This is a genomic window from Limimaricola variabilis (assembly GCF_014195545.1).
Lineage (GTDB): Bacteria > Pseudomonadota > Alphaproteobacteria > Rhodobacterales > Rhodobacteraceae > Limimaricola > Limimaricola variabilis.
Map to the genome: position 1 here is coordinate 199,725 of NZ_JACIBX010000001.1, position 12,726 is coordinate 212,450.

General features: G+C 67.6%; 14 protein-coding genes. 7 read left to right on the forward strand and 7 right to left on the reverse strand.

The annotated features are described in order from the left end of the window. Positions 1-20: 20 nt before the first annotated feature. The 4 genes from recA to FHS00_RS00950 all read left to right on the forward strand — a co-directional run bounded on the left by recA (position 21) and on the right by FHS00_RS00950 (position 4,668). Positions 21-1,103: a recombinase RecA gene (recA, locus tag FHS00_RS00935; protein WP_183468983.1), complete on the forward strand. Its 1,083-nt coding sequence runs from the start codon at positions 21-23 to the stop codon at positions 1,101-1,103. Between the two features lie 138 nt (positions 1,104-1,241). Further along, the gene (gene alaS / locus FHS00_RS00940) at positions 1,242-3,917 is read left to right on the forward strand and encodes an alanine--tRNA ligase (RefSeq protein WP_183468985.1); all 2,676 of its coding nucleotides are present in this window, start codon (positions 1,242-1,244) and stop codon (positions 3,915-3,917) included. Then, positions 3,914-4,198: a DUF1330 domain-containing protein gene (locus tag FHS00_RS00945; protein ID WP_183468987.1), complete on the forward strand. Its 285-nt coding sequence runs from the start codon at positions 3,914-3,916 to the stop codon at positions 4,196-4,198. Before alaS ends, FHS00_RS00945 begins: the two co-directional genes overlap by 4 nt. 98 nt (positions 4,199-4,296) lie before the next feature. After that, a complete protein-coding gene (locus FHS00_RS00950) occupies positions 4,297-4,668 on the forward strand; it encodes an MOSC domain-containing protein (RefSeq protein ID WP_425486014.1) in 372 nt (123 codons plus the stop codon). A 67-nt stretch (positions 4,669-4,735) separates the two neighbouring features. On the opposite strand, the gene typA is transcribed toward FHS00_RS00950, so the two are convergent. The 5 genes from typA to FHS00_RS00975 are packed head-to-tail and all read right to left on the reverse strand — an operon-like array spanning position 4,736 to position 9,225. Next, positions 4,736-6,553, reverse strand: a complete 1,818-nt coding sequence (typA, locus tag FHS00_RS00955; protein WP_183468989.1) for a translational GTPase TypA — start codon at positions 6,551-6,553, stop codon at positions 4,736-4,738. Positions 6,554-6,607: 54 nt separating this feature from the next. After that, a complete protein-coding gene (locus FHS00_RS00960; protein WP_183468991.1) occupies positions 6,608-7,003 on the reverse strand; it encodes a DMT family transporter in 396 nt (131 codons plus the stop codon). Between the two features lie 11 nt (positions 7,004-7,014). Beyond that, on the reverse strand, positions 7,015-7,626 hold the full coding sequence (locus FHS00_RS00965; protein ID WP_183468992.1) for a YitT family protein: 612 nt from the start codon (positions 7,624-7,626) through the stop codon (positions 7,015-7,017). 40 nt (positions 7,627-7,666) lie between these two features. After that, positions 7,667-7,999, reverse strand: a complete 333-nt coding sequence (locus FHS00_RS00970; RefSeq protein WP_183468994.1) for a hypothetical protein — start codon at positions 7,997-7,999, stop codon at positions 7,667-7,669. A gap of 14 nt (positions 8,000-8,013) precedes the next feature. Then, positions 8,014-9,225, reverse strand: coding sequence for an NADP-dependent isocitrate dehydrogenase (locus tag FHS00_RS00975; protein ID WP_183468996.1), 1,212 nt, complete (start codon positions 9,223-9,225; stop codon positions 8,014-8,016). A gap of 136 nt (positions 9,226-9,361) precedes the next feature. On the opposite strand from FHS00_RS00975, the gene FHS00_RS00980 reads away from it, so the two are divergent. Beyond that, positions 9,362-9,757 (forward strand): DUF4112 domain-containing protein, encoded by a 396-nt coding sequence (locus FHS00_RS00980; RefSeq protein WP_183468998.1) that lies wholly within the window; start codon positions 9,362-9,364, stop codon positions 9,755-9,757. 36 nt (positions 9,758-9,793) lie between these two features. On the opposite strand, the gene FHS00_RS00985 is transcribed toward FHS00_RS00980, so the two are convergent. Together FHS00_RS00985 and FHS00_RS00990 are read right to left on the reverse strand one after the other, a co-directional pair. Next, on the reverse strand, positions 9,794-10,387 hold the full coding sequence (locus tag FHS00_RS00985; RefSeq protein WP_343064573.1) for an HD domain-containing protein: 594 nt from the start codon (positions 10,385-10,387) through the stop codon (positions 9,794-9,796). Next, on the reverse strand, positions 10,384-11,037 hold the full coding sequence (locus tag FHS00_RS00990) for an alpha/beta hydrolase (RefSeq protein WP_183469000.1): 654 nt from the start codon (positions 11,035-11,037) through the stop codon (positions 10,384-10,386). The genes FHS00_RS00985 and FHS00_RS00990 overlap by 4 nt, the downstream gene beginning before the upstream one ends. A 181-nt stretch (positions 11,038-11,218) precedes the next feature. On the opposite strand from FHS00_RS00990, the gene iscR reads away from it, so the two are divergent. Then, entirely contained in the window at positions 11,219-11,677 is a 459-nt protein-coding gene (gene iscR / locus FHS00_RS00995) for a Fe-S cluster assembly transcriptional regulator IscR (RefSeq protein WP_183469002.1), read from the forward strand. Next, positions 11,674-12,717: a cysteine desulfurase family protein gene (locus FHS00_RS01000; RefSeq protein ID WP_183469004.1), complete on the forward strand. Its 1,044-nt coding sequence runs from the start codon at positions 11,674-11,676 to the stop codon at positions 12,715-12,717. Before iscR ends, FHS00_RS01000 begins: the two co-directional genes overlap by 4 nt. Positions 12,718-12,726: the final 9 nt, after the last annotated feature.

A 12,726-nucleotide genomic window follows, 5' to 3' on the forward strand; every position in this document is an offset into this window, starting at 1 on the left:
TGGGATAAGGATTGCGAATAATGGCAATGGCAGATCTTCTCCAGATGAGCGACAAGCGCACGGCAGACCGGCAAAAGGCGCTCGACAGCGCCCTGGCCCAGATCGAACGGCAGTTCGGCAAGGGCTCCATCATGAAGCTCGGCGGGGAAAACAAGTTTCCCGACATCGAGGCAACCTCCACCGGCTCGCTCGGGCTGGACATCGCGCTGGGCATCGGCGGCCTGCCCAAGGGGCGGATCGTCGAGATCTACGGCCCGGAAAGCTCGGGCAAGACGACGCTGACGCTGCACGCCGTCGCCGAGGAGCAGAAGAAGGGCGGCGTCTGCGCCTTCGTCGACGCCGAGCACGCGCTCGACCCGCAATACGCCAAGAAGGTGGGCGTCAATCTCGACGAGCTGCTGATCTCGCAGCCCGATACCGGCGAGCAGGCGCTCGAGATCGTCGACACGCTGGTCCGCTCCGGCGCGGTCTCCATGGTCGTGGTCGATTCGGTCGCGGCGCTGACCCCCAAGAGCGAGCTCGAAGGCGACATGGGCGACAGCTCGGTCGGCGTGCATGCCCGCCTGATGTCCCAGGCGATGCGCAAGCTCACCGGTTCGATCTCGCGCTCCAACTGCATGGTCATCTTCATCAACCAGATCCGGATGAAGATCGGCGTCATGTTCGGCTCGCCCGAGACGACGACCGGCGGCAACGCGCTGAAATTCTACGCCTCCGTGCGCCTCGACATCCGCCGCATCGGCGCGATCAAGGATCGCGACGAGGTGGTCGGCAACTCCACCCGCGTGAAGGTCGTGAAGAACAAGGTCGCGCCGCCGTTCAAGCAGGTCGAGTTCGACATCATGTATGGCGAGGGCATCTCCAAGACCGGCGAGCTTCTCGATCTCGGCGTCAAGGCGGGCGTCGTCGACAAGTCGGGCGCCTGGTTCTCCTATGGCGACCAGCGGATCGGTCAGGGCCGCGAGAACGCCAAGACCTTCCTCAAGGAGAACGCCGCCGTCGCCAACGAGATCGAGGACAAGATCCGCGCCGCGCATGGCCTGGAATTCGTGATGTCCGACGATGACGGCAGCAGCGGCGACGACGATCTCGTCGACATGTGATGCCTGCCCCGACGGGCAGTGGGAGGGCCGGGGCGCAAGCTCCGGCCCTTCGCGTTTGGGGGCCACGCGCCCGCGCGGGACTTTACCTGCCTCATGGCCGGGGATAGGACGAGCCTGCCGCGACCCGAAGGAGACGACATGACCAGCCTCGCCGATATCCGCTCCACCTTCCTGGATTTCTACCGGCGGCAGGGCCACGCCGTGGTGCCCAGCTCGCCGCTGGTGCCGCGCAACGACCCGACGCTGATGTTCACCAATTCGGGCATGGTCCAGTTCAAGAACCTGTTCACCGGGGTCGAGACGCGCGACTACAGCCGCGCCACCACCGCGCAGAAATGCGTACGCGCCGGCGGCAAGCACAACGACCTCGACAATGTGGGCTACACCGCGCGGCACCACACCTTCTTCGAGATGATGGGCAACTTCTCCTTCGGCGACTACTTCAAGGAAGAGGCGATCCGCTACTCCTGGGAGCTGCTGACCAAGGATTTCGGGCTCAACCCCGACAAGCTGCTGGTCACGGTGTTCCACACCGATGACGAGGCGGCGAACCTGTGGAAGAAGATCGCGAACCTGCCCGACGAGCGGATCATCCGCATCGCGACTTCGGACAATTTCTGGATGATGGGGCCGACCGGTCCCTGCGGCCCGTGCTCGGAGATCTTCTACGACCACGGCCCCGAGATCTGGGGTGGCCCTCCGGGCAGCCCGGAAGAGGATGGCGACCGTTTCATCGAGATCTGGAACATCGTCTTCATGCAGTACGAGCAGTTCGAGGACGGCACCCGCCGCGACCTCGACCAGCAGTCGATCGACACCGGCATGGGGCTGGAGCGGATCGGCGCGCTGCTGCAGGGCAAGCACGACAATTACGACACCGACCTGATGCGCTCGCTGATCGAGGCCTCGGCGCATGCGACCTCGTCCGACCCGGATGGCGACGGTCGTGTGCATCACCGCGTGGTCGCCGACCACCTGCGCTCGACCTCCTTCCTGATCGCCGACGGCGTCATGCCCTCGAACGAGGGGCGCGGCTACGTGCTGCGCCGGATCATGCGCCGCGCCATGCGCCACGCGCATCTGCTCGGCGCCCGCGATCCGCTGATGCACCGGCTCGTCCCGGCCTTGGTCAACGAGATGGGCGCGGCCTATCCCGAGCTGGGTCAGGCCCGCGCGCTGATCGAGGAGACGCTGCGCGCCGAGGAGACCCGCTTCCGCCAGACGCTGGAGCGCGGCCTGCGGCTGCTCGACGACGAGCTGGCTGGCCTGCCGGAAGGTGCGGCGCTGCCCGGTCAGGCGGCGTTCAAGCTCTACGACACCTATGGCTTCCCGCTCGACCTCACCCAGGACGCGCTGCGCGAAAAGGGTCGCAAGGTCGATACCGACGGCTTCGACGCGGCCATGGCCGAGCAGAAGGCCAAGGCCCGCGCGGCCTGGGCCGGCTCGGGCGAGGTGGCCGATGCCAACCACTGGTACGACCTCGCGGATCAGCACGGCGCGACCGAGTTCCTCGGCTATGACACCGAGGCGGCCGAGGGCCAGATCCTCGCCATCCTCGACGGCGCCGATCAGCTCGACAAGGCCGAGGCCGGCCGCAAGGTGCAGGTCGTGCTGAACCAGACGCCGTTCTACGGCGAGAGCGGTGGCCAGGTCGGCGACACCGGCACGATCCGCACCGAGAGCGGGCTGGTGCGCGTCTCCGACTGCCGCCGCATCGCCGGGCTCTTCGTGCATGTCGGCGAAGTGACCGAGGGCAATGTGAGCAAGGGGCAGGGCGCCGAGCTCAAGGTCGATCACGACCGCCGCACCGGCATCCGCGCCAACCACTCGGCCACGCACCTTCTGAACGAGGCGCTGCGCCGCGCGCTCGGCGAGCATGTCGTCCAGCGCGGCTCGCTCAACGCGCATGACCGGCTGCGCTTCGACTTCAGCCACGGCGCGGCACTGACCGCCGAGGAGATCGAGAAGATCGAGGACGAGGTCAACGACATGATCCGGCAGAACAGCCCCGTGGAAACGCGGGTGATGACGCCGGACGAGGCGCGTGGCCTCGGCGCGCAGGCGCTGTTCGGCGAGAAATACGGCGACGAGGTCCGGGTCGTGTCGATGGGCAAGCTCGACGGTTCGGGCAAGGGCCACGACCAGGCCACCTATTCGATCGAGCTGTGCGGCGGCACCCATGTCCGCCAGACCGGCGACATCGGCGCCTTCGTCCTGCTGTCCGACAGCGCGTCTTCCTCGGGCGTGCGCCGGGTCGAGGCGCTCACCGGCCGCGAGGCGCTCAAGCATCTCGCCAAGCAGGGCCAGACCCTCACCGAGGTGGCGCAGATCCTCAAGACGCCGGTGGCCGAGGTGCTCGACCGCGTCAAGGCGCTGGCCGACGAGCGCCGCCGCCTTGCGAACGAGGTGGCGCAGCTCAAGCGCGAGATGGCGATGGGCGGCGGTGGTGGCGCCGGCACGCAGGCGGTCGAGGTCGCCGGCGTGAAGTACCAGGGCCAGGTGCTCAACGGGGTGACCGGCAAGGACCTGCCCGCGCTGATCGACCAGATCAAGGCGCAGATCGGCTCGGGCGCGGTGCTGCTGATCGCCGATGCCGGCGGCAAGGCCGCAGTCGCCGCGGGCGTGACCGACGACCTGAAGGACAAGATCTCGGCCGTCGACCTGCTGCGCGCGGCGGTGGCCGAGCTGGGGGGCAAGGGCGGCGGTGGCCGTCCCGACATGGCGCAGGGCGGCGCCGCGAGCGCCGAGAACGCCGAGGCCGCGATCAAGGCCGCCGAGGGCGTCCTCGCGCAGGCGCTGGAGCGCGTTGCATGAGCGCGCTCTGGATCGCCCATGTGAGCGTCACCGACGAGGCCGCCTACATGGAGTATGCCAAGCGCGCCACCGGGGCGATCGCCGATCACGGCGGCGTCTTTCTGGTGCGCGGCGGCACCTATGAGCAGCTCGAGGGACGCGACCGGCCGCGCAACGTGGTCGCGCGTTTCCCGAGCCTTCAGGCGGCGCATGACTGCTACCACTCGGCCGCCTACCAAGAGGCGCTGAGCTACGCCCAAGGTGCCGCCGAACGCGATCTGGTGATCGTCGAGGAGCTCTGAGGCTGGAGACGGTTGCCAGCCTTACGGGGCGGTTTCCCCGCCCGGGCCGGGTCGACTGGATCGGCCTGCGCCCGGCGCGCCGCACGGATCTCCGGGCCGTGGACGCTGCCGATATCGAGCTTGCCGGGCTTGCGGGCGACCATGCCCGCCCCGGCAAGCGCGCCGTCACGCTCATTCAAGCCGAGCATCTGCCCGTCATCGCGGCCCTCGTCGGGGCGGGCGCAATCGCGCCCGAAACCCTGCGCCGCAACATCGTCGTCTCAGATCTGAACCTGATCGCCGCCCGGCACCGGTCGCTGCGCGTCGGTTCGGCGTTGCTGCGCATCACCGTGCCCTGCGCACCCTGTTCGCGGATGGAGGCGGCGCTGGGGCCGGGCGGCTACAACGCGGTGCGGGGCCATGGCGGCTGGTGCTGCGAAGTGGTCGAGCCGGGGCGGGTCGCCCTCGGCGACGAGGTGATCCCGGAGTAAATTCCTGATGGAACGAAAAACGCCCGGTCGTTCCGACCGGGCGTTTCGTATTCAAGGCCAGGGGCGATCAGCTCGCCTTGGCTTGCCGCTTGCGCTCATGCGGGTCGAGGAAGCGCTTGCGCAGGCGCACCGCGTTCGGGGTGACCTCCACCAGCTCGTCATCGTCGATATAGGCGATCGCCTGCTCGAGGCTCATCTCGACCGGCGGCGTCAGGCGCACGGCTTCGTCGGTGCCCGAGGCGCGGACGTTGGTGAGCTTCTTGCCCTTGAGCGGGTTCACCTCGAGATCGTTGTCACGGCTGTGCTCGCCGATGATCATGCCCTCATAGACCGGGGCCTGCGGATGCACGAACATCTTGCCGCGATCCTCAAGGTTCCACAGCGCGTAGGCCACCGCGGTGCCGTTCTCCATCGAGATCAGCACACCCTGGCGACGACCCTGGATCGGGCCCTTGTGCGGGGTCCAGCCGTGGAAGATCCGGTTGAGCACGCCCGAGCCGCGCGTGTCGGTCAGGAATTCGCCGTGATAGCCGATCAGGCCGCGCGACGGGACATGCGCGATGACCCGGGTCTTGCCGGCACCGGCGGGCTTCATCTCGACGAGGTCGCCCTTGCGCGCGCCGGTCAGCTTCTCGACCACGGCGCCGGTGTACTCGTCATCGACGTCAATGGTGACTTCCTCGACCGGCTCCATGCGGACGCCGTCCTCGTGCTTAAAGATCACCTGCGGACGCGAGATCGACAGCTCGAAGCCTTCGCGGCGCATGTTCTCGATCAGCACGCCCATCTGCAGTTCGCCACGGCCCGACACTTCGAAGGCTTCGCCGCCCGGGGTGTCGTCGACGCGGATCGCGACGTTGGACTCGGCTTCCTTGAGCAGTCGCTCGCGGATCACGCGCGACTGCACCTTCTTGCCGTCGCGACCGGCCAGCGGGCTGTCGTTGATGCCGAAGGTGACGGTGATGGTCGGCGGATCGATCGGCTGGGCCGGGATCGCGTCTTCGACCGAGAGGTCGCAGATCGTGTCGGCCACGGTCGCCTTGGACATGCCGGCAAGGGTCACGATGTCACCGGCTTCGGCGACCTCGATCGGCTGCTGGCCGAGGCCACGGAAGGCGAGGATCTTGGAGACGCGGAACTGCTCGAGCTTCTCGCCCTTGCGCGACAGCGCCTTGACGGTCTCGCCGGCCTTGAGCGTGCCGCTCTCGACCCGGCCCGTCAGGATCCGGCCCAAGAAGGGGTCGGCCGACAGGGTGGTGGCGAGCATGCGGAACGGCTCGGACTTGGCGGCCTGCTGCTTGGGGGCGGGAACGTGCTTGACGATCAGGTCGAACAGCGCGGTGAGATCCTTGCGCGGCCCATCGAGCTCCATGTCGGCCCAGCCGGAACGGCCCGAGGCGTACATCGCCGGGAAGTCGAGCTGCTGGTCGTCGGCGCCAAGATTGGCGAACAGGTCGAAGCATTCGTCGAGCGCGCGGTCGGGCTCGGCGTCGGGCTTGTCGACCTTGTTGAGCACAACGATCGGGCGCAGGCCCAGAGCCAGCGCCTTGGAGGTCACGAACTTGGTCTGCGGCATCGGGCCTTCGGCGGCGTCGACGAGGAGAACCACGCCGTCGACCATCGACAGGATCCGCTCTACCTCGCCGCCGAAATCGGCGTGGCCGGGGGTGTCGACGATGTTGATCCGGGTGTTGCCCCACTCGACCGAGGTCGCCTTGGCGAGAATGGTGATACCGCGCTCGCGCTCAATGTCGTTGCTGTCCATGGCCCGCTCGGAGACGGCTTGGTTCTCGCGGAAGGCGCCGGACTGTTTCAGGAGCTCGTCCACCAGCGTCGTCTTGCCATGGTCAACGTGCGCGATGATCGCGATGTTGCGGATATCCATTCGATTCACTCTTTCAGGGGTCAGCGCGCCTCTACACCAGATACGCGCCGATGGCTACCCTTCTCGCCGCAGCGCGGCGTCATGGCGGTCATGCGCCGACGCGGCGGGGTCGGAAGGGACGTCGTGCGGGCTGGTGCCCGAGAACAGGTTAATGACCAGAATGCCGGCGAGGATCAGCCCCATGCCGAGCACCGCCGGCGCGTCGAGCTTCTGGCCGAAGAGGCTCCAGCCGATGGCGGCGATCAGCACGATCCCGAGCCCGGCCCAGACCGCGTAGGCCACGCCCACGGGGATCGCCCTGAGCGCCTGGCTCAGCAGGTAAAAGGACAGGCAATAGCCCAGCACCGCGATGATCGAAGGGCCAGGGCGGGTGAACTGGCGGCTGGCATGCAGCGCGGTGGTGCCGATCGTCTCAGCGAAGATGGCGACCATCAGGATGACCCAGGGCATGTCGGCTCCCCTCAAGTGGCGACGTAGCGGTCCCGCCGGTGGTTGATCGCGATCACCGTGTTGAGGATCACGGCGCCCAGAAGCGACCACAGCACGACCGGCGTGTCGAACAGAAGAAGCGCCGTCGCGAAGATCACCGCATCGGCACATAGCTGCACATAGCCCGCACGGAAACCGAGGCGATCCTGAACGATCAGCGCGACGATCCCCAGCCCGCCGAGGCTGCCGTTATGGCGGAACATGCCCAGCAGGCCGAGCCCGGTGAAGACGCCGAAGATCAGCGCCCCGAGCCAGGTGTCGAGGCGCGCGATGACGAAATGCCCCGGCAGGAACTCGGTCAGCAGCGACAGCGCCGTCACCGAGATGATCGACTTGAGCGTGAATTCCGAGCCGAGCCGGAACCATGCCAGCACGTAGAAGGGCAAGTTGATGACGAAGAACACCGCCCCGAAGGACCAGTTGGTTAGGTAGGAGATGATCACCGCGACGCCGGCGGTCTGGCCGGTGATCAGCCCGACATGGGTCAGCACCGTCAGGCCGATGGCGCAGGCAAAGACCCCGATGCCCAGCCCCTGGACGTCTTCGATCAGCGAATGGCGGGTCGGGGTGGAGGCGCGGCGCATGGACGCCATCTAGGACAGTATTGTTGACCTGTCCAGTGGCTCAATCGCCCCTGAGCCTTGGCGGCAACTCGCACCCCCAGCTGGTCAGCCCCGGCACCCATGCATGCGGCAGCCGGGCCGGCAGGTTCGGAATCTTGCAGGCGTGGAAGGGCGGCTCGGCGTCGCGCGGCAGCGTCGCGCCCGGTGCCAGCCAGATCCGGCGGTCGAGACCACCGACCTGCACGACGAGATCGGCCTCGCAGCGGTTGGTCCGCACGGCCGAGAGGCAGTCATTGGCCAGCGGCAGCCGCTCGGGGCCTAGCTGGTCGCGGGCCACGGGCAGAAGAACGGCGGCCCCGAGAAGGGCCGCCGCGATCAGCTTGATCTTGCGCATCAGGCGCATCGCGCTCAGGCGAGCGACTTGTTGAGGTACTCGTCGATCTTCTCGAGGAAGCCCATGGTGGTGAGCCACTTCTGATCGGGGCCGACGAGCAGCGCGAGGTCCTTGGTCATGTGGCCGTCCTCGACCGCCTGCACGGTGACCTTCTCGAGCGTCTCGGCGAAGTTCAGCAGCTGGTCGTTGCCGTCGAGCTTGGCGCGGTGCTTGAGGCCGCCGGTCCAGGCGTAGATCGACGCGATCGAGTTGGTCGAGGTCTGTTCGCCACGCTGGTGCTGGCGGAAGTGACGCGTCACGGTGCCGTGCGCGGCCTCGGCCTCGACGATCTTTCCGTCCGGGGTCATCAGCTGCGAGGTCATCAGGCCCAGCGAGCCGAAGCCCTGCGCCACGGTGTCGGACTGCACGTCGCCATCGTAGTTCTTGCAGGCCCAGACATAGCCGCCCGACCACTTCATCGCCGCGGCGACCATGTCGTCGATCAGACGGTGCTCGTAGGTGATGCCCTTCTTCTTGAACTCCTCGGCGAACTCGTTGTCGAAGACTTCCTGGAACAGGTCCTTGAAGCGGCCGTCATAGGCCTTGAGAATCGTGTTCTTGGTCGACAGGTAGACCGGCCAGCCGCGGGCGAGGCCGTAGTTCATCGAGGCACGAGCAAAGTCGCGGATCGAATCGTCGAGGTTGTACATCGCCATGGTGACGCCGGCACCGGGGGCCTGGAACACCTCGTGCTCGATGGTCTCGCCATCCTCGCCGACGAACTTGATCGTCAGCTTGCCCTTGCCGGGGAAGCGGAAGTCGGTGGCGCGGTACTGGTCGCCGAAGGCGTGACGGCCGACGACGATCGGCTGGGTCCAGCCCGGCACCAGACGCGGCACGTTGCGGCAGATGATCGGCTCGCGGAAGATCACGCCGCCGAGGATGTTGCGGATCGTGCCGTTGGGCGAACGGTACATCCGCTTCAGGCCGAACTCCTCGACACGGGCCTCGTCGGGGGTGATCGTCGCGCATTTGACGCCGACGCCGTATTTCTTGATCGCCTCGGCCGCGTCGACCGTGATCTGGTCGTCGGTCTCGTCGCGCGCCTCGATGCCGAGGTCGTAGTATTTCAGGTCGATGTCGAGATAGGGCAGGATCAGCTTCTGCTTGATGAAGTCCCAGATGATCCGGGTCATCTCGTCGCCGTCGAGCTCGACGACCGGATTTTCGACTTTGATCTTGGTCACGGGGGCCTCCGCGTTTGTTGCACTGTCTCGCCGCGCGGCATAGCGCGTTCCGAGACGGTTTGGAAGACGGCATACACTGGTATACGACCGAACTTCCGCCGGTCTCGCGGGTTGGGGCCGCGAAAGGAGCCCGCCCATGCCCAAGGATACCACCGGTGTCACCCGCCACGCCGAGGAACTGGCCCGTCTCGACCGGCTGGCGCATCTGATGGATGCGCGGTTCCGGCTGTTCGGCTTCCGCTTCGGCTATGACAGCCTGCTGGGGCTGATCCCCGGGATCGGCGACACGGTCGCGCTTGCGCCCTCGGCCTGGCTGGTCTGGCGCGCGCATCAGCTCGGCCTGCCCAAGAGCAAGATCGGCCGGATGGCCGTGAATACCGGCATCGACTACGTGGTGGGCTCCATCCCGGTGGTCGGCGATCTGGTGGATTTCGGCTTCAAGGCGAATTTGCGCAACGCCGCGATCCTGCGCGAGCATCTGGAGCAGGAAGCGGCCACGGGGATTCGCGACGTCACGCCGCCACGCCGCTGAGGCACGCCCGCACCGGTCGGGGCTACTGCCACAAAGTCAGTTTGCCGCGAACCAGGCGTCGATGCGGGATTTCAGCCCGGCCCAGAGGGCAGGCGCGCCGCGCGCCACCTTGGTGCCGACGCGGCTTTCGAGCTGCTCCGGCGTGACATTGTATTCGGGCCAGGTGCCGCCGCCGGCCTCGAGGTTGGACAGCACCGGCTGCACCCGGTCGATCGACTTGGCAAAGACCGCGTCGTCGCTTTCGGCCGCCTCGAACTCTTCCCAGATGGCGCGCAGCGCCGCCCGTTGATCGACGGGCAAGAGGCCGAAGATCCGGTCAGCGGCGGCCTGCTCCTTGGCTTCCTGCTCGGCCGGGTCGTGATCGCCGTGGATCGGCGCGTCGCCGGCGTCGATCTCGACTAGGTCGTGCAGCAGCAGCATGGTCAGCACGCGGGAGATGTCGACCGGCCGCGCCGCGTGCTCGGCCAGCACCAGCGCGTGCAGCATGACGTGCCAGCTGTGCTCGGCCGAATTCTCGCGCCGCGACGCGTCGTGCAGCGTGGTGGCGCGCAGCACCGACTTGAGCCGGTCGGCCTCCGCGAGGAAGGCCAGCTGCGCGTCGAGCCGGGTCGCGCCGCCCGGCACGGTCACCGGGTGTTCTCGGTCAGCCTGCGCCCGACATAGCCCTTCACCGAGCCGATCAGCGTGTCCATGTGCGGGTCTTCGAAGAAGTGCCCGGCGCCATCGACCACTTCGTGGGTGATGGTGATGCCCTTCTGCTCGTGCAGCTTGTTCACCAGCCCGACCGTGTCGGCGGGCGGCGCGACGCGGTCGGCCGAGCCGTTGATGATCAGACCCGAGGAGGGGCAGGGCGCGAGGAAGGAGAAGTCGTACATGTTGGCCAGCGGTGCCACCGAAACGAAGCCGGTGATCTCGGGGCGGCGCATCAGCAGCTGCATCCCGATCCAGGCGCCGAAGGAGAAGCCCGCGACCCAGCAATGCTTGGCGTTGTTGTTCATCGACTGCAGGTAGTCGAGCGCCGACGCGGCGTCGGACAGCTCGCCCACGCCCTGGTCGTATTCGCCCTGGCTGCGGCCGACGCCCCGGAAGTTGAAGCGCAGCACCGTGAAGCCCATCTCGTAGAAGGCGTAGTGCAGGTTGTAGACCACCCGGTTGTTCATGGTGCCGCCGAATTGCGGGTGCGGGTGCAACACGATGGCGATCGGGGCGTCGCGGTCCTTTTGCGGGTGGTAGCGGCCTTCGAGCCGGCCCTCGGGGCCGGGGAAGATGACTTCGGGCATGGGCGTCCCTTGCGGCTGTGATGTCCATGACAGTTTCTTGACAGAAACCATCGGACACCTTAGAACGGTTCTAACTCCGCGAGACCGGCTGCGGAGCGGCTGTCAGGGAGTTAACCAGCCCCCTTTGCGGCGTCAATGAGAATGGCCCCTCGGCTGGGCGCCAAAGCGGAGCAGAAACGCAATGAAGCTGTCGACCAAGGGGCGCTATGCCATGGTGGCGCTGGCCGATCTGGCCTTGCAGCCCGCCGAGCGGCTGGTGACGCTGGGCGAGATCTCCAAGCGTCAAGACATCTCGCTGCCCTATCTCGAGCAGCTCTTCGTCAAACTCCGCCGCGACGGCCTGGTCGAAAGCGTGCGCGGTCCGGGCGGCGGCTATCGCCTCGCGCGGCCGGCCTCCGAGATCCGCGTGGCCGAGATCCTCGGCGCCGTCGACGAGACGGTGAGCGCGATGCACAAGGGGGCCGGCGTCTCGGGCGGTGCCTCCGGCAGCCGGGCGCAGTCGCTCACCAATCGGTTGTGGGAGGGGCTGTCGGCGCATGTCTACGTGTTCCTGCACCAGACCCGGCTGTCGGACGTGACCGGCAACGCTCTGGCGCCTTGCCCGGCGGTGCCCTCGCTGTTCCAGGTGGTGGACGAATGAGCCGGATCTATCTCGATCACAACGCGACCGCGCCGCTGCGGCCCGAAGCCCGCGACGCGATGATCGCCGCGATGGATGTCACCGGCAACCCGTCCTCGGTCCATGCCGAGGGCCGGGCGGCCAAGGCGATCGTCGAGCGCGCCCGGGCCGATCTGGCCGAAGCGGTGGGCGCGATGGCCGCCGATATCGTCTTCGTGTCCGGGGCGACCGAAGCGGCGGCGCTGGCGCTTGGCGAGCGCGGCCTCGACGGCGCGGCGATCGAGCACGACGCCGTGGCGGCCTGGGTGTCGGACACGCTCGCGGTGGACGGGCAGGGCCGGGTGACGGTGCCCGAGCCTGCGCGCGCGACGCTGCAGCTCGCCAACTCCGAGACCGGCGTGATCCAGTCGCTGCCGCAGGGCCTCGCGGTGTCGGACATCACCCAAGGCTTTGGTCGCATCCCCTTTGCCTTCGACTGGGCGGGGCTCGACATGGCGATTCTTTCGGCGCACAAGTTTGGCGGCCCCAAGGGGGTCGGCGCGCTGATCGTGAAACGCGGCACCGAGGTCGCGGCACGGATCCGCGGCGGCGGGCAGGAGATGGGCCGCCGCGCGGGCACCGAGAACGTGATCGGCGTGGCCGGCATGGCGGCCGCTGCCAAGGCGGCGCAGCGCGATCTCGACGCCGGGGCCTGGGCGCGGGTGGAAAGCCTGCGTGACATGATGGAGCAGGCGGTGGAAAACGCCGCGCCAGATCTTATCTTCGCGGGCAGGGATGCCGCGCGGCTGCCCAACACGAGCTGCTTTGCAGCGCGGGGCTGGAAGGGCGAGACGCAGGTGATGGCGATGGACCTCGCCGGCATCGCGATCTCGGCCGGGTCGGCCTGCTCGAGCGGCAAGGTCCGCGCCAGCCGGGTGCTGACCGCGATGGGACATGACGAGGAGACGGCGCGATCGGCGATCCGCGTGTCGCTCGGACTGGAGACGACCGAGGAGGAGGTGACGCGCTTCGCGCAAGCTTGGGCCTCGGCTTACGGAAAAATGCGCGCCCGCGCGGCGTGAGGTGGAAAA

What these genes read in the sequence shown, in the direction of transcription:
- recA (WP_183468983.1), top strand. Translation starts at nt 21, where the DNA reads ATGGCAATGGCAGATCTTCTCCAGATGAGCGACAAGCGCACGGCAGAC.
- alaS (WP_183468985.1), top strand. Translation starts at nt 1,242, where the DNA reads ATGACCAGCCTCGCCGATATCCGCTCCACCTTCCTGGATTTCTACCGG.
- FHS00_RS00945 (WP_183468987.1), top strand. Translation starts at nt 3,914, where the DNA reads ATGAGCGCGCTCTGGATCGCCCATGTGAGCGTCACCGACGAGGCCGCC.
- typA (WP_183468989.1), bottom strand. Translation starts at nt 6,553, where the DNA reads ATGGATATCCGCAACATCGCGATCATCGCGCACGTTGACCATGGCAAG.
- FHS00_RS00960 (WP_183468991.1), bottom strand. Translation starts at nt 7,003, where the DNA reads ATGCCCTGGGTCATCCTGATGGTCGCCATCTTCGCTGAGACGATCGGC.
- FHS00_RS00965 (WP_183468992.1), bottom strand. Translation starts at nt 7,626, where the DNA reads ATGCGCCGCGCCTCCACCCCGACCCGCCATTCGCTGATCGAAGACGTC.
- FHS00_RS00970 (WP_183468994.1), bottom strand. Translation starts at nt 7,999, where the DNA reads ATGCGCAAGATCAAGCTGATCGCGGCGGCCCTTCTCGGGGCCGCCGTT.
- FHS00_RS00980 (WP_183468998.1), top strand. Translation starts at nt 9,362, where the DNA reads ATGCCCAAGGATACCACCGGTGTCACCCGCCACGCCGAGGAACTGGCC.
- FHS00_RS00990 (WP_183469000.1), bottom strand. Translation starts at nt 11,037, where the DNA reads ATGCCCGAAGTCATCTTCCCCGGCCCCGAGGGCCGGCTCGAAGGCCGC.
- iscR (WP_183469002.1), top strand. Translation starts at nt 11,219, where the DNA reads ATGAAGCTGTCGACCAAGGGGCGCTATGCCATGGTGGCGCTGGCCGAT.
- FHS00_RS01000 (WP_183469004.1), top strand. Translation starts at nt 11,674, where the DNA reads ATGAGCCGGATCTATCTCGATCACAACGCGACCGCGCCGCTGCGGCCC.